General features: G+C 48.2%; 16 protein-coding genes. 3 read left to right on the forward strand and 13 right to left on the reverse strand.

Features of this window, described 5'->3' with window-relative positions; genetic code table 11:
- Positions 1-24 precede the first annotated feature (24 nt).
- Both ACI49J_RS06165 and ACI49J_RS06170 read right to left on the reverse strand, forming a co-directional pair.
- The gene (locus ACI49J_RS06165) at positions 25-1,599 is read right to left on the reverse strand and encodes an L-lactate permease (protein ID WP_240254802.1); all 1,575 of its coding nucleotides are present in this window, start codon (positions 1,597-1,599) and stop codon (positions 25-27) included.
- A 307-nt stretch (positions 1,600-1,906) separates the two neighbouring features.
- Positions 1,907-3,172, reverse strand: coding sequence for an ATP-binding protein (locus tag ACI49J_RS06170; protein WP_240254800.1), 1,266 nt, complete (start codon positions 3,170-3,172; stop codon positions 1,907-1,909).
- Between the two features lie 390 nt (positions 3,173-3,562).
- Between ACI49J_RS06170 and ACI49J_RS06175 the strand changes: the two genes are divergently transcribed.
- Entirely contained in the window at positions 3,563-4,738 is a 1,176-nt protein-coding gene (locus tag ACI49J_RS06175) for an FAD-dependent oxidoreductase (protein WP_240254798.1), read from the forward strand.
- Positions 4,739-4,955: 217 nt separating this feature from the next.
- Here ACI49J_RS06175 and ACI49J_RS06180 read toward each other — a convergent pair whose 3' ends face one another.
- From ACI49J_RS06180 to ACI49J_RS06225, 10 genes are all read right to left on the reverse strand, one after another.
- Complete coding sequence (locus ACI49J_RS06180; RefSeq protein ID WP_240254796.1) at positions 4,956-6,611, reverse strand: thiamine pyrophosphate-binding protein; 1,656 nt, start codon at positions 6,609-6,611, stop codon at positions 4,956-4,958.
- A gap of 110 nt (positions 6,612-6,721) precedes the next feature.
- Positions 6,722-7,189, reverse strand: coding sequence for a metal-sulfur cluster assembly factor (locus ACI49J_RS06185; RefSeq protein WP_240254794.1), 468 nt, complete (start codon positions 7,187-7,189; stop codon positions 6,722-6,724).
- Positions 7,186-8,316 carry a toluene monooxygenase gene (locus tag ACI49J_RS06190; protein WP_240254792.1) on the reverse strand — a complete coding sequence of 377 codons (1,131 nt, stop codon included), beginning with the start codon at positions 8,314-8,316 and terminating at the stop codon, positions 7,186-7,188. Before ACI49J_RS06190 ends, ACI49J_RS06185 begins: the two co-directional genes overlap by 4 nt.
- Before the next feature lie 3 nt (positions 8,317-8,319).
- Positions 8,320-8,574 carry an MmoB/DmpM family protein gene (locus ACI49J_RS06195; RefSeq protein WP_240254847.1) on the reverse strand — a complete coding sequence of 85 codons (255 nt, stop codon included), beginning with the start codon at positions 8,572-8,574 and terminating at the stop codon, positions 8,320-8,322.
- 70 nt (positions 8,575-8,644) lie between these two features.
- Complete coding sequence (locus ACI49J_RS06200; RefSeq protein WP_240254790.1) at positions 8,645-9,049, reverse strand: Rieske 2Fe-2S domain-containing protein; 405 nt, start codon at positions 9,047-9,049, stop codon at positions 8,645-8,647.
- A gap of 1 nt (position 9,050) precedes the next feature.
- Positions 9,051-9,482: a hypothetical protein gene (locus tag ACI49J_RS06205; protein ID WP_240254788.1), complete on the reverse strand. Its 432-nt coding sequence runs from the start codon at positions 9,480-9,482 to the stop codon at positions 9,051-9,053.
- A 2-nt stretch (positions 9,483-9,484) separates the two neighbouring features.
- Positions 9,485-10,417, reverse strand: a complete 933-nt coding sequence (locus ACI49J_RS06210) for a YHS domain-containing protein (protein ID WP_240254786.1) — start codon at positions 10,415-10,417, stop codon at positions 9,485-9,487.
- Positions 10,418-10,680: 263 nt separating this feature from the next.
- Entirely contained in the window at positions 10,681-11,481 is an 801-nt protein-coding gene (locus ACI49J_RS06215; RefSeq protein WP_240254784.1) for a toluene hydroxylase, read from the reverse strand.
- A 481-nt stretch (positions 11,482-11,962) separates the two neighbouring features.
- Positions 11,963-12,148, reverse strand: a complete 186-nt coding sequence (locus tag ACI49J_RS06220; protein ID WP_240254781.1) for a hypothetical protein — start codon at positions 12,146-12,148, stop codon at positions 11,963-11,965.
- Positions 12,149-12,301: 153 nt separating this feature from the next.
- Positions 12,302-13,309: a VOC family protein gene (locus ACI49J_RS06225; RefSeq protein ID WP_240254779.1), complete on the reverse strand. Its 1,008-nt coding sequence runs from the start codon at positions 13,307-13,309 to the stop codon at positions 12,302-12,304.
- Between the two features lie 168 nt (positions 13,310-13,477).
- On the opposite strand from ACI49J_RS06225, the gene ACI49J_RS06230 reads away from it, so the two are divergent.
- Entirely contained in the window at positions 13,478-13,900 is a 423-nt protein-coding gene (locus ACI49J_RS06230; RefSeq protein ID WP_240254777.1) for a heme-binding protein, read from the forward strand.
- Between the two features lie 112 nt (positions 13,901-14,012).
- Here the strand turns inward: ACI49J_RS06230 and ACI49J_RS06235 are convergent, their stop codons facing one another.
- Complete coding sequence (locus ACI49J_RS06235; protein ID WP_240254775.1) at positions 14,013-14,699, reverse strand: helix-turn-helix domain-containing protein; 687 nt, start codon at positions 14,697-14,699, stop codon at positions 14,013-14,015.
- Positions 14,700-15,318: 619 nt separating this feature from the next.
- Here ACI49J_RS06235 and ACI49J_RS06240 point away from each other — a divergent pair.
- The gene (locus ACI49J_RS06240) at positions 15,319-16,278 is read left to right on the forward strand and encodes a prenyltransferase (RefSeq protein ID WP_240254773.1); all 960 of its coding nucleotides are present in this window, start codon (positions 15,319-15,321) and stop codon (positions 16,276-16,278) included.
- The last annotated feature ends 71 nt before the right edge of the window (positions 16,279-16,349 follow it).

Here is a 16,349-nt window from a genome sequence, read left to right on the forward strand (position 1 = left end):
ACCTAATTATCGACAAATAAAAAATCAACCAGTGAAAAGACCTGGGGCGAGAAGGTAGTATAGGACACCTATGAGGATGAGGTAAACCAAGAGAAGAATCGTCCACGGTAGGTTATTCCTAGCTACTATCCCCTCCTTCCTCACGTAACTCGTGGTGGAGACCCCAGCACTCAGGGTCTGTGGTGCAACTGGCTTAGCAACCTCGGCTCCCACAGAGTTGAGAGCAGGAGTTAGTCCCACTGGTAGTCCCGTCACCTTGGCAACTGCTAGCTGGAAGGCACCAAACAAGGCGTTAGTCGAGGTGTTACTGCCTGAGAGGGCACATCCAATCCATCCAAAGATTGGTGAGACCACGATGAACAAGGTGGAAAGATCTGCAGCCTTCCAAGCTAGGGAGTAAGCCATCCCGCTGTAGTTGAACACAAGTGCCAGTCCCACCACGAAGACTCCCGTGAGTATTCCACCCCAGTACTGGTGAATGGACCTGGATAGGGCCTCCTTAACCATGGAGGGCTTTGCTCCGAGGATGGGGAGAGAGACAAGCCACGCCGTGAATATTGCGGTTCCTGCTACCGCTGGGTTGAACGCAAAGGAAACTGCCACGGTCTTATGATAGAGCTGAGAGTAGGCATGAAGTTCAAGCGTCCCCAAGTTCAACTTGGTGAGGGGAGACCAGGGTCCAGTCCATAGGGTGACCACTATAACCACCGCCAACACAGCCAACCAGAACCTACCTATCCCTGGAACTGAGGATCTCTCAACTTTCCCTGTCTTGGACACAATGTTCTTGGGCTTCCAAATCCTAAGGAATCCCAGAAGGATAAGGAAGGAGACCATGGAACCTGTGATATCAGGAAGATATGGGCCAACGAAGGAGGCCATGGGATACTGGCCTAGAATGTACGAGATTGAGGCGAGTAGGGCAAAGGGCCACACGTCCTTGATCCCCCTCCATCCATCCACGAGGTAGGCAAGGAGGAAGGGAGGCAGAAGGGCTAGAATCGCGACTATCTTCGCCACGGATGACGATACGAAAAGTAGGGGAAGACCTGTCACCGCTGACAAGATTATTACGGGGGTCCCCAGGGCACCATAGGACACTGGGGCATTATTCGCTATAGCCGTCACCTTTAGCGCAGTAAGTTCCTCGAATCCTATCCCGATTAAGACAGGGGACACGAGTGCCCACGGGTAACCGAAGCCGACCAACCCCTCAAACAGGGCACCGAAGGACCAAGCTAGGAGGATTGCCTGTATCCTGGAATCCTCCGTAGCGTTCCTGAGAACCCATTGCTTAAACGCGTCATACTTCCCCGTGAGAACCAGGGTGTTGTAGAATGTTAGCCCCCAGAAAACTATCCATGAAATGGCCCATGTCCCAGTTAGGGCACCTATGAGGAACGAGGTCAGGGCAAGGGATGGTGGAGTTCTCCAAACCGCTATAGCGTCAATTATCCCCACGATAGCTCCAATAACTGAGGCTAACCAAGCGGTAAGCCTGAAAACCATGAGCAATATAAAAAGGGTGATCAGTGGTACAAGAGAAAGAAAAATGGTTAAACCCACGTTTCCTGTAGGATTTAACTCTTGTACATACATCACTATAATTGTATAAAAATAGATCTTAAGCTTTGTTAATAGAGTGTGAATTTTTTAAAGATACATCCGTTGGTACTAAACATTAATTTCAATGTATGATCTGGGTAAAATCAAAAGATTACAATTCTATCATGAAGTGACTTGAAAGGTACTAAGAAAGGAATTTTTTGACGGGGGTAGTTCTAACTTGAAACCGTCAACGCGATGCAGAATAGGATTCAGAGACGAGTGAAGTCTAGTTCCGTTAAATTCTAGTCTGGGACTGCGTAGACCAGGGTCTGGGACTGTTCCACTTTCACCCTCAAGTCTAACCCAGGTCGTAAAACACCTTGTCCGAGGAAATGAGGTAAAGGAATAGGGACACGGGAATTAACCTTCTTTCCTCATCAAACTCGTCCATGGTAAGAACGTACTCTGGTGCTTTAGGCCTAGACCTCACCCGTTCACTCCATTTAACCTCAATCCCAATCCCCCTAACAAGAAAGTCCACCTCCCTGCCGTCCTTGAAGAAGGTGAATAGGCTCTCTGCGTACTCCCTAGATAGATGCTCCCCAACTATTCCCTCGATCACGTGAGGTATGTCCTCCGTCTCTAGGTCCTTCCCCAGGGAGTACCTCTTCATTACCCTAAAAAGGAAGGGATCTATCATGTAGACCTTCTTTAAGGACCTATAGTTCACCCTCCCATTTTCCCATTTCCTATAGGTTCTCGTAATGAACAACCTCTCCAATAGCTCCAGGTATTCAGATACTGTGGTGTGGGATACCGAAATTTCCTTGGATATCCCGTTGTCGGAAATTCTGCTACCATAACTCTCGATTATCCTGGAAATCACCTGCTTGAAGAGGGCCTCACTCCTCCCAGTCTTCGCGATCTCGCTTAGAACGGTGTCCCTATACGTTTCATACAGCGAGGCGGAGCTTAGATTTGTGGCGAAGAATCCTCCCCTTTCAACGTAACTTAATAGGGCCTTGTTGAGGGCCGAGAGGTGTGGTATTAGCTTTTTCGCCTCCTTCATGATCTCACGGGGACTGGTCACGGGGAGTGTAGGGACGTCCAATTTCCGCGTAAAAAGGTCAAAGTAAACCCTAAAGTTGAGCGGATAATACACGACCTTCCTGAGCGGTCTACCCGGGAGAGTTTCCCTACTCAGGTTAAGAGAGGAGGATCCAGACACGTAAACCAGGGAGTTTCTGAAATAGCCTGCGTTAAAGAGGTGAAGAAGGCCCATGTTCCACGCATCTACCGACGTGATCTCGTCGAGGAATATGAAGGCCTCATCTCCATTCACAAGGGTTCGATACTCGTTGAGTAGTTGGATCAACTCGTCCTTCCTGGACAGTGAGTCGCAAGAGAAATAGAACACCTTCCTGGGCTCTACCTCCCTCAGCAGATCCCTGATCACGGTCTTCATGTAAGTAGTTTTCCCCACCTGTCTCGGACCTAGGATGAGCAGGTTCTCCCTTATGGGTGGGAGGTAATACTTTGCCCTCCTCACGTGATCGTCATCGTCAATGGATGAGGATTGAGTCCACCAGGGGTTTTGAAAGCTCATCTGCGATATTAGTGACATGATAGTAAAGTAGCAAGTTTACCTAAAAAGTTGAGTGTTAACTGGCAAATTTTCCGGTAAATTTGATGCTTAACTGGCAAATTTTCCGGTAAGTAGTGGAGACGTTCGGATGCCCCGAACGAGTTGATCTAAATGGAGACCTATTGGGAGCTCCATCTACCTAACGAATGGTTCACTAATCCTCCCGCACTCCTCACCACCGCGTTCAAATCTCGTGTAACCCTAGACCTAGCTTAGTTTCAGAGTCATAATTAGTTAACAAAGGAAATCTCTGAAAGATTCTAACATTTTTAGAAAAATATACAGATAATATAGCCTTCATGGAATAAAAGTTTTTCTACTTTATTTCATTAAAAGTAGTCCTAAATACCGTTAACGAGATCCTCACATATGGCCAAGAGAATTGTAATAGTTGGTGGCGGAATAGGAGGAATGGGAGTAGCCACAACCCTCGCAGGTAAGTTAAATGCAGAGATAACCGTGATCAATAAGGATAACTTCTACGTGACAGGGCCCTCGAGACCATTGCTCCTTACAGGCGAGCAAGAGTACGGAAGAATGCTGAGGGGATACGAAAAGGTGGGAGAGAGGGGCATCAAGGTGGTCGCGGGGAACGTGATAAGGGTTGACCCCGACAACAGGAAGATAACCCTGTCCGAGTCAGGGTTTGGACTTAGAAGCAGGGAAATCCAGTACGACTACCTAGTGCTTGCCCCTGGCGTCGTATATGACGGCTCCTCGATCACAGGGCTGGATAGGAACTGGTGGAGGAACACCACGGTCTACGACCCTGGAAGGGTAAACGTGTTGAGGCAAAGGCTGTGGAGCGAGAACGAGGGCACAGTCCTGGTTTATGCCCCAAAGGCTCCCTACAGATGTGCCCCTGCTCCGACAGAGACGGCCCTCCTGGCTCACACAGTGCTAAAGCACAGGGGAGTGAGAGAGAAGTTCAGGATAATACATGTAGACGCAAACGATAAGACACAACCACCTTTCCTTGCTGACGTTGTGAAGCAGGTCTACGAAAAGGCCGGGATAGAGCTTGTGACTAACCAGGAGATAGTTGAGGTGAATGAGAAAGAGGTGATCACGAAGTCTGGCGAGAGATATGGATATACCATACTTGCCCTCCTGGAGCCCAACAGGGCTCCCAAGTTCGTGGAAGAGGCTGGGCTAGGAACGCCGTTCGTCGAGGTTAGGTCACCACAGGACTTGAGACATCCGAAGTATGATGACGTCCTGGCAGTGGGAGATGCAGCGAAGTTACCCTTCCCTAAGAACCAGGAGATCGCCTTCGAGAGCGCCCTCTTCGCCTCCAACAAGATTCTGGAGATGGAGGGTGTAACGGAGAAAGTTCCCGTTCAGTATGCGTTTGTGGGCTGGGCCTATATGGGTAATCTCGAGGGAAGACTTGAGACCCAGAGCCTCCAGTTCCAACTAGACTTAACAACCCAACCGCCAAAGCCTGCGAAGGATCCTCAGCTCAAGAGAGAATATACACTACAGAAGGACAGATGGGAGCAGGCATACCTGGAGAGGCTCTTCGGATATTCCCCTAAATCGTGAAGGGATTCTTTTTTAGTCGAAGGAATTGGTCTCTCTTTCTATTTCTCGGTTATCCCTCCGACGTCGAGAGATCTAGACGAAAGAAGTTGAGCGACAAAACTCGTGAGAGAAAGCGGAAACGAAAAAGGAACTCTCGATGAATCACGGAAAGACTAACGTGAATCCACGATCGCGGGAAACAGGCATAGATTATGTCACCATTCATTGCTTCATCCTCTCAATATACATGTTTCACGTCGTGGGGTAGTGCCCTAGCCCAGTGTGCCACAGGCGGGTAGAACTTGTCCTCAGGATCCACGACTACCTCAACTAGACTGGGGGTGCTCCCCATGGCCTTGTCCAACACATCTCCTATCTCTTGGTCCGTGGAGATCCTGTAACCCCTGAGCCCGAATCCCTCAGCTATCTTAACGTAATCCAGCGACGAGAAGTCGGTCCCCCTTACATCCCTACCCTGAATCCTCATTTCTGCCCTTATCCAGCCGAAACTGGAGTTATTGAACACAAACAAGACCACGTCACTCTTCAACCTAGCAATTGTCTCCAGCTCTCCCGCAGAGAACCCAAAGCTACCATCTCCGGTCATGGCAAGAACCTGTCTACCAGATCCCAGTTGGGCCCCAACTGAGGCGGGTATGGCATAACCCAGTCCCCCAAGGCCATAGTTGAACACGAAGTTTCTTCCAGCCTTCCCAGTTCTGAACAGGGCGGAGACGTAAATTGCGCCTACCCCAGGATCCGCAACTATTACCTGATCCCTTACCCTCCTCTCCAACTCCTTCACGAACCTCACGGGATTAACCCTTTCCCCGGACATGGAGGCAATCTCTGTCACCCTGGCCTCAAACTCCTCCCTGTCCACTTTCACTTCCCTACTCTTCACTCCCCGGGATCTCACTTCCCTGATTATTTCCCTAAGCGTTGCCTTGGCGTCCCCAATCAGGTTTATGGAGTTGTAGTTGTTCCCCACCTCGGCCTCACTCACGTCTAGATGGATCACGGTCTTCGTCCTGGGAGGATATCTCCATCTATCTGTGTTAGAAGAGTCCGTGTTTGACCCCACAAGGAAGATTAGGTCGGCCTTCTCCAGAAAGGAATTTGAGAAGCTGGTCCCTCCCCTCCCTCCCACTACCCCTATGGAGAGGGGATGAAGCTCCGAGATGCATCCCTTCCCCGTGATGGTGGTACCCACGGGAATTCCCATGAGCTCAGCCAACTCCACGACCTCATCCCACGCCCTGGAGTACAGTGCTCCTTGACCGCAGATAATGACCGGGTTGGAACTGTCCAGGAGGGCTGAGACCGCGAGCCTCACCGCATCCTGGTCTGCGACGGGCCTTTGAGCTGGATACCTGGAGAACTCCCTCTGCGGTGGGAGGGAGATGGATCCCTCCTCCTCGAGTACGTGATTGGGTATCCTTAGGTGAACTGGTCCAGGTCTCCCTCCGGTTGCTAACCTGAAGGCCCTCCTCACGGCGTGGGATAGGTCGTCTGCACTGGTCACGGTTATGGACTCCTTGGTGTAGGGTTTGAAGAGGGCTGTCTGATCCAGGGAAGTCAACATGTTCATCCTCTCACCGTAGAGGTCAGTATCCGTGGTGATGACTATCACGGGAGATGAGGACTTGTACGCCTCTATCACACCTGGTAACATGTAGGGCGAGCCAACGCTTGGTCCCTCGACCACACCTGGCTTGAAACTAACCCTAGCATAGGCGTCAGCCATGTAGACGGCGTTTCTCTCATCCCTAGTTATCACATGAAGCTCTGCGAATTCAGGGTAGTAGGGGATAGATGTCTCTCCAGGAAGTCCAAAAACCCTATCCACGTCGTAATCCTTCAGTAGTTCCAGAAGGAGAGTTGAACCCCTCATGGGAAAAGGGAGGAGGCCCAGATTAAAACCTTGCTTGCTTCACGGTTTTAACTCCCCGGTTAAAGACAGGGCTCCAAGTTGCGCGCGTGGGAACGTCCTAAGAAAAAGTATTACTCAATCAAGATCCTGTTCTTCTCATGCCACTCCTTAATTCCCCTGTACCTCTCCTCCACCGCCCTCTTCATGAACTGGATTGGATCCTCCCTGTTTATCCTCAGGGACACCTTCACCAGCTCCTCCACGCTCTTCCTGTTCCTCAGTTGCTCAACTGCCTCCTTCCCATAGATCTCCTCCAGTTGGAGGAGACCGGCCTGCGTCACGTAACCTATGTTCCACTCCGCGTTGTAATCACTAACTACCTCAACCTTGTGGTCAGGGAAGACCTTAGCTAGCCTATACTTCACCTGCACAGCTACCATGTCAGCCAGGGTACAGTTCCTGTTAGCCGTGAATATTAACCTAACAAAGATCTTTCCTTCCTCTACCTGAATCTCCCTAACTAGACCCAGGTCGTAAATGTTGATCGGGATCTCAGGATCGTAAATCTCCCTTAATATTTCCACGATCTTATCCTTCAAATTCCTACCTCCTTGAGGTAGTTCTCGTGGCTCCTCTTAACCTCCGACATCACCTTCTCGAAATCTTGGCCGAACACTTCCCTGAAGCCCTGTATTCCCTCATAACTCTTGGCAGACCATTCGTCGAGCCACGGCTTTATGACTCCCCTAAGACTTGTCTCCTTACCCATTGCATACTTGAACAGTTCAGCTATCTGATGTCTGTGCCTCATGGTATCATTGTGGAAGGACATGTGTATGTGCCTCATCATCTCGTCACCTTTCTTCGCAAATACCTCTGGGAGCTTATCCACGAGTAACTCGTCGAGCACAAACTTGGCAGCTAGAGTGAAACCCACTAAGTTCTCGCCAACGTCATACGTGGCCAGGAGGGTTTCCATGAGTTTCCTAGTGGGCTGAAATACCGGGCTCTCCTCGAAATTCTTTCTCCCCATCTTACCGAAGCCGAACTCGGGGTACACTATGTCAAGCATCTTGATCCTCTGTGCTACCCTTTGTACCCTCCTCATATGATCCATTTCCATGAAGACGAAAACGTTGGATATAGAGCTCGTGGGGGCCATGGACATGAGGTAAGCTGAGTTCATCTGCATGGTGTGAAACACGAACCTCAGTGGATCGTACACATCCCTGTACAACTGGAGTGCTTCCTCAGACAACTGCTGGTCATACTTGGTCTGAACAATCTCCTCGTACAGCTTGTCTAGGTAGGTCTCGTTATCGTCGGCCATGGAGTTATATGTCCAATAGGTTAGCTTGTAGGGATCCTCATAGTCGTGCCACTGACCTCTCTGGAACAGGGGCTTAATCAGGGGCGAGTTGTCCCTAAAGTGTATGTACCACTTCTGTGTTAGGTGATTCTCCCCAAGCTCGAAGGGTCCGTGGTCGTATATGTAGGTGGGAGACCTTGGATCGGCCCAGTAGGAGAGTGCGTAGGTCACTATTTGGTACTCGGATGGCTTCTTCCTCCCCAACTTCTTCTCCAGCATGGGCCAGGTGGACCAGACCCTCTTGTACCCCCTGTACTCATAATCCCTAAAGAAGGGATCTCCCTCGGGCTTATTCTTGAATGCCCCGAAAAGCTCCTTATACCTCCTGTACCATTCTAGTTCCTCTAACTTAGCCATTCCTCACACCTCCAGGTACCACCTTATCTCTTCCCCTGATACCTGTATCTTCCCGGCAAAGGAGCTCATCCTTATCTCAACCTCCCCTGGAAACCTTACCTCTCTACCGTCGAGCTCCTCTAGTCTCGACTTTCTCAGAACTAACTCCCTTTCCCCCAACACTCTTAGGTAAGACCCCCTATCCACAACTCCCACAAAGGTCTTGGGATTATCCATGGCAATTGCCTCCACTATCACGTAGGAGAAGTCGTCCTTCATTAACACGGGCCCCACCATGTCTGGGGGTAGTTTACTTAGATCATTTATTTGATATTTATTTAAAATTGATTCAAGAGTTAAATCCAAACTCACCTATAACACCTCTTTTCTTATACATGGAGAACCATTTTACCTTGAACTCGGATGCGGGCACGGAAGGTATTTTCACAAAAATATCATTGCCTTCAACCCTTAGTTCCAAGGGGAATAGGGAACTCCCCACCGGGTTAATGCTCTCCCCGGTTAAGGCGTCGTACTCCCATTGATGGACGGGGCAGATAACCTTACCTTCCCCGTCAAATGAGGTCTGGTCTAGCAAACCTAAAGCGTGGGCACATCTTGCGTAATAAGCCCTAAGTTGTCCGCCACTATTTAGGATTAGAACCTCATATTTCCCAACCTCGAATACCTTGGCTTCGCCATCATATATTTCATCTGATGAACATATCCTTTCGAACTTACCTGGATACTCCATGTTATCGCCTCAGTTTCCCCTCCCTTTCAAGTCTCTTTATTATACTTAACCTCTCTATCTCATCCTGGAAGAGGTTCGCCGGTGACCGTGGGGCGTCCTTGATTGCCTCCTCGGTCTCCTTGATGATCTTGAATATTTCGTCGTTTTGATTCTCGGGTTTCCAGAATTCCTCCTTGGGAGGCCACCACACTAGCCATAGCACGCTGTAGGGATGCATCACGTCCTTTACCTTGGCATTGGGATCGAGGACCTGACCTGAAAAGTAATCCACAAGACGCATCTCCTTCTTCTTATCCCAGACCAACACGTTAACTGTGACGCTCTTCAGCATCTCAGTTGCCTCCCTAACCGTTATGTTGGTGGGCAATAGACCGGGGAGCCACACCGTCCCCTCCTCAGGGACAAAGACCACAGGGATCATCTCGACGCTCATCCTTATCCCTCCACGTACTTCTTGATCCTGTTCTCAAAGTCCTTGTCCTTTTCCTTGTAGAGCAGGGCATATGCCCCGTCAGTTGGGTCCAGCCCTGCCTCTCCGTCCTCGGTCTGGCCCATATCCCATATAACCTCGTCTAGGAGTCTCTTCGGGTCAGCGTAAGCCTGATCCGTGAATTGTATCAATCCCTCAAGGACTCTCTGGGTATAGGTTCTCTTACCAGCGTATCTCTCAGGCTCCTGGTCGAATATCCAGGCACAGGCGGGGCTGTCTAGGGTGTAAATCTTACCCTTATACTCCCTCAGGTAAATCCTTAAATGCTTCTTGGGTACAGGTGCCTGAATTGGAACTTGACACACGGCGCAGAGGTGAACAGCCGTTAACGGGAGCGGAATTTGTCCGTCGATTATCTTCTTTATGTAGAAGTCCCACACGCTTCCGAAGGTATTTTCCCAATGGGGGTATTTCTCATTTAGCCACTTCCTTTCGTCGGGAGCCGGTCCCCTGAAGGAGACAGGAAGCGTCCTTCTCCACGTGTATAAACCTACAATGAAGGTATGATGCCAATAATCCAACTCCAGTTCAAACCACTTCCAGTACCATGGAATCCTTATGCCGTAGTCCTCTAACAATCTCTTAAACTGAGCCCCTACCCACTCCGTCATGAACTCCTTGTAGGACATGATCCTTGCGTCGAGCGGTGTCAAGTAGTCCATGGATACCCCAGTTAGTGCCCCAATGAGTCTGAGGGACAGCCAGAATCCCTTGGCCACCAGATACTCTCCAGCTTCCTTGTAAGCTGGACCCTTCTCCCTCATTTTAAGGGCAAACTCCACGGAATTCCTATATTTCCTCATGAGGTCATCGGAGATGGCTGTAAGGGTCTGTTTAACCTCACTTCTTGTTCCACCTAACCCTTTTTCGGTCGACATCGAGGAGCAGTACTTCTTATATATTTTAACCGTTCCTCTAACAAGTTTGATAAAGTTATGATTTGTGTCTGGGGCCTGATGTCCAGTGTTGACCAGCCCCAATACCAACTTATTGAGGGATGGCTTAGATCACAGAGAGGCAGAACTTAACCATCAAGATCTTCAATCCTCATGGCTTAGTAGATCTTTGTAGCAGATAAACAGATTGGTAACTGCGCACTAGAAGATATTACGTATCTATAAAAATCGAATAAAACAAAAAATTAGACCTTCTTTTCAAGGTTCTTTGCCAGTGACGTGGTATCCGTGAATACCTTCAGTACTGGATGGCCAATCTGCGCATGTCTAGACTCGTCCGTCTGTATACTTTGGGTTGCCGTGGAGAAGACGTAATCGTTGGACTTGTTTGCCATTGCTGCGAACGCAATGAATTGTAGATTGGTAAACCCGGTCTCAAACGCGAAAGTGGTCAGAAGGGCAAATTCTATGGCCGTAGTAGCTGTGATTGTGTCGTCGAAGAAGGACCTTGCAGCTATGGGAAGCCATCCATCTTCCCAGAACATCTTGTGGGCTGAGGCAAACTTCGGATTCACCTGGATACTATCGTGAGCCATCAAGATCTGAAGTTGGGCGTGCCTTACCTCATCCATGGAACCGAAGGTGGAGAGGTTCCTCCACTCTCCTGACTTCCCAAACCTTGCCATTCTACTCTCAGCGATTGAGGCCGTATACTCCGGTATGGGTACAGCGTTTATGTGAAAACAGAAAGATCCCTGGTGATAGGTCTGGTCAAGCTTCTTGACTAGCTCTGACCTGAGACCGGCCTCCCTCACCGCGAAGAATCTCTGATCCTTCTCCCTCTGATTCTTTACATATTCCCTGTAAGTCACCTTGTATGGAGCGGAGTATAGTTCCTCCCAAACACCTATGGGAAGATTCGGAACGCCTGTCATGTCCACTGGAAACAGTTCCTCCTCGGGTACGTACTTTGGAGTCCACTCCAGCCTGTTGGCCAGGTCATAGTATTCATCCCTTGTGGGTAATCTAGGTTCTCTGGCCTGCATATTAATCAACTGCAAATCTCATGAGCTAATTAAAAACCTGTTTAAAACATGTTCAAATAAAGTACCTAGAAGACCTACCAAATGCGGTGAGAGATTGCATTGACTTCAGTACTGAGTGGGTACCTGAAAAACGTTAAGCTCTCATCCAGACAACTCATAGAATTCGTGTAAAGTGATCAAATACCACATATTATCCTTTGACGATACAAGTAAATCCATGTATTCAGCAGATATGACCCGCTTGTTTAAATATTTGATAGATAGTTTGTAATTACGTGTTACATTTTAGAGTTACTTTGTAATGTTTCTATTCACTATCCTTGATTAGTTGAATATTAATGCTTGTCTGAATTATTTCTGTTAGATGAGCTATCCTATTTTGAAGGTTCTCGAGCTCCGTGAAAGTAGACTCCCCTTCCCTTCGCATTTAGCCTATATCTACTGCTCCACTTATCCCGTCGCTCATGGGCTCAATTACCCTTCACCTAAAGCTCACTGACTTCCCAAACTTAGGTCCGTGATCGAGGTAGACCAGTATCCCAATCTCCTGGGGTGTCCTCAGTATCTTCTCTATTTTCCTGTACACGAATACGTTAAACGAGGAACTCGTTGAACATAACGGAGGCCTTACATGGTCCGGTCTTCCCGTTTTCCTCAAGAAGCTCATACTAACGCTTAAAAGGATGAGGGGCGTCCCGTACTGGTTATGAGGTTTCGTACTTACCCCATCCCTGAGATGTCAGGGAACACTAGTGAATATTTCGCGGTTTCTAGCCTAACCGGAGAAACTCACCAACTAAACGAGGGAAAAGAAAAAGAATTAGATCTTTGCACCTAACTTCTGTCTAACTATCTCCTTAAGATCATCGCTAACCTTATTGGCTGGGAGAGGGCTACCCAACCAGAACGCTTCCTTGACATGTCCCCAGTAGTACAACCACCTGTCCCCATCCTCCTTCGTGTTCCAGACCACGGGCTCCCAATCGGGGACGGTGTTAATGTAGCCTCCATGTAGGAGCTCTATAACGTTGCCTCCAGGCTCCTTGACATACAGCGAGTGGCTATCCGTAATTCCGTGCCTTAACGGACCGCCCACAATCTCAAGTCCATAATCTGTGTAAAAGTCAGCTGCCTTCAACAGGTCATCAGCGTAATCGACGTTAAAGGTGACGTGATTCAACCTCGCAGGCGTGCCTTGCGGATCAAGCCCAATGGCAAGATCGTGGGCCGTCCCGTTAACTGCCATCCAGTAGGCCACAGTGTGCTCACCTTCCTTCAGAATTTCGTTAACCTTGAAGGTTAATTGCTTCATTAGGCTCACCGTCTGCGCCAGAGAATCGTCATTGTACGCGAAGAGAAATATGTGTGATAAGTCCCTCGCTTGTACTCCCCTAAGGGGCTTCCTCATGGGTCTAGCCCTGTAACCTGACCTCAATTCCCCTGAGGCCCTCCAGGTCTTCATCTCCCACGCCACTTTACCAATCTGTCCACTGGGTAGCACGAACCTGTAACCCCTACCTATCCCCATGTCTGGCTCCCCTTGATCCCAGCCGAGACCTAGACCCCTAGAGTCAATGATCTTCACGGCATCAATCAAATCCTGCTCACTGTAGGTTCTCCAAGTGATCTCATTTACACCGCTGGTGTCAGACTCTGTAACCTTTAAGCTGTAGGAATACCAGTCCTCCCATCCTCTTAGGTAAACTGATCTCCCTTTCCTTCCGACCTCATGAAGTCCAAGAATGTCCTTGAAAAACCATAACGTGTCGTCAATCTTGGGCGTGAGAATTTCCACACTTGCCAATTGAGAAAGTATCTTATTTACCATTGGATCACTTTGAAAACGTTCTTCTTGATAATAATAAGCGTTCCTCGAACAAGTTTTATGATGATGGAGTGTTAACCCCCTGTAACAAGGCCTGGTACGGCCTGAGGTCACGCGTGAACTCTCTTAAATTCCTATTATACAGAAGAGGTAGCATAGGGAGGTGGCGTGATGGAGAAGACATACGAGAAAAGAAGTATTACTCTAGATCTAGCCCTGAAACTAGTTGAGGGGGCCGTGAAGAAGGCCAAGGAGATGGGGAAAGCGTTCGTCATAGCCGTAGTTGACGAAAGCGGCACCTTAAAGGCCTTCCTTAGAATGGATAATGCGCCCTACATCAGCGTTCAAGTGGCGATGAACAAGGCCTACACTGCAGCTGGTTTCGGAATTCCGACCCATCAGTGGTACGACATGCTTAAGGGAGATCCAGCTCTTCAACTGGGCGCACCCTGTGAGATAGAGAGGTTGGTGATCTTCGGCGGAGGTTATCCCATCGTCGTGGATGGAAAGGTTGTGGGAGGAATAGGCGTTAGTGGGGGATCAGCCGAGGAGGACATGAAAGTGGCACAGGCAGCTCTGGAGTACTTGAAGTGATCCTTTTTCCTGGTCCTTGATGTGTGAGATATTCCACTACTCGACGCCAGTTCTAGAGGAGTTCAGAGAGAACAAGTTTTCGGATATCACCCTACTTGTCCCTCTTATCATCTTACGATTTCTCCTTTGCGTCCCTTTCCCCATTGGCAACCACATTAACTAGGCTCTTGAACGCTAGATCGTTGAGATACCTCCTAATCACGCTCTTCTCAGCGGATCGCAGGTGGTAGGTAAAGGTGGACTTACTCATTCCAAAGAGCTTTGAAATGTTGTCAGACTTGATCCTCTTGGGGAAATCAAAATACCCGTTCTTGTAAGCGGAGATCAAGACCTGTAGCTCCCTGGGGGAAAGATCGTCTTCCTCAACCTCTAACTCCCTGGTTGAGATAAACTCCAAGCTCCCCTTGCTCTTGAGGGAATCTGTTAGCTCGTTTATGTAGCTCTCGTATACCACCAGCCTCCAAAACTCCTTTCCCTTGTATTTCAAACCCTCCACTATTATCCCGTCGTGGGACTGGATAGTGTCCATGACACTTCCCTTGTACCTTTTCCTGAAGTCGAATAGGATCCTGTCCCCCTCGTCTAGAGAGATTGAGGTGTAACCTAGGAAACTCTTGGTCCTCTTTATCTCGGAAAGGAGATTCTTGTGTTTCTTATCCACAACGATTATGGATCTTATGTAGTCCCTCTCATTGTTAACGGTAAGATGAAGGGTCTTAACGGGATAATCGCCTACATAGCTTGTCCAGCACTTCTCGTGGTTTATCGCTATAATGATCTCCTTGAGGGTGTTCCTCAATAATCTAAACCCATGTTTAATATAGTTATTTAGATTTTAAACTTTCTTCAAAGCTCCCGTATACTAAATAATATTGAGCCGGGAGGAGGTTGTGTTACGATATGGAATGTTAATCAACCACTTCCCTATGAAAATTTCTAGGTCGGCGAGTGAGTTGCTTTCTCGTTGTCAGTTAAACCGTACATTATGTGTTTTGATTCTGGCGTAACTTGGTCATCACTGTGATTTAGTATTAGTACGATATACGTTTATATCTAATCACTTCTTCCTTCATGAATGTTGAATGCTATACGATACAGAGAAGTATTATCACGCTTGATAGGGATGTAAAGCGAAGATAATTTCTATTTTAGGACTCCATCTTGGATAGTATCTAGTACTTGAACTGATAAAGGGAGATACGATCTGAAAATCTCCTCTTTTATATCTTCGATCAGATCGTTACAGTTAGTAAAGAGTTAGGATAGCTTAACGTTGCTACATGTCGCGTCCAACCTCTTTGGGACCTCGATAACTGGCCTGCGAGAGGTTCCTCTCATGAAGCTACTAAACAAGGTTAAATATTTTCACGGCATCTATCATAAAATTACTATAAATTTTAATATGATAAAATTTTAATATGGTATCAACAGTTGAGTTGAATAGGTCCAGGAATGACGGCCCTTCCTTGACCATGGCCTTTGAAGTGTCCATGAGAGGGTTCATAACAAGTTCTAAAAAGATCTTCATGGTAAGCAGACCTTGGTCCTTCGTTATGCCCGCCATCTGTACTTCCTTTGGTTTCTCCTTGGGATATTACATGTTTCGAACGTTTAATCCACTTTTCTACGTCGCAGTGCTCCTCGGAACTGTCCTGCTCAACGCTTCAGTGAACGTACTCAACGATTACTTCGACTACGTTCAGGAGATAGATACAAGGGAGAACACGGGTTACAGGCTTCACCCAATAATTCATGGGGTCATGAGCGAGAGGGGAACCTTAATCCTAGGCATAGCGTTGGGGGTGATGGGGTTATCCTTAGCCATTTACCTCACCCTTTATAGACCCTTAGCCTTACCCTTGGGCCTATTGGGTGTTCTCCTGTTATACATGTATAATGGGCCTCCCTTTAATCTGAAGCATAGGGCGCTTGGGGAGGTTCTGGTCTTTATAACATATGACCTGATCGTGCTTGGAAGCTATTACGTTTCCACGGGGATGATCTCAAGTGTGGGAGTATTGGACGGAGCCCCACTGGCTCTTCCAATTGCCGGCGTTCTCTTGGTTAATAACCTAAGGGATATTGAGAGCGATAAAAGAAAGGGAGGAAAGACGCTTGCAATTCTTTTCCCTAATTTTTCGAGGAGATTGTACCTGTTCTCCATGTTATCTCCTTATGTCATTATCGTCATACTGGTGATGGCGAGGTTACTTCCCCCAACCGGCCTGATATCAGTTCTTACCAGCCTCGTCGTGGCCAAAAGATCGCTTAAGATTTCTAGGGAACTACCGCCCGATTCTCCAGCGGAAACCTCCCAGATTTTCATGTTGTTTGGGACTCTTTACGTTCTCTCTACACTGATTGGAAACTGGGTTTGAGACTCGAGCCTTGTCTTCATGACATGAATCACACTTGTTTATCTATTGTTTCATCTCGCCTGACCGATTCA

The organism is Metallosphaera sp. D4-4, from assembly GCF_046245145.1.
Taxonomy (GTDB): domain Archaea; phylum Thermoproteota; class Thermoprotei_A; order Sulfolobales; family Sulfolobaceae; genus Metallosphaera; species Metallosphaera sedula.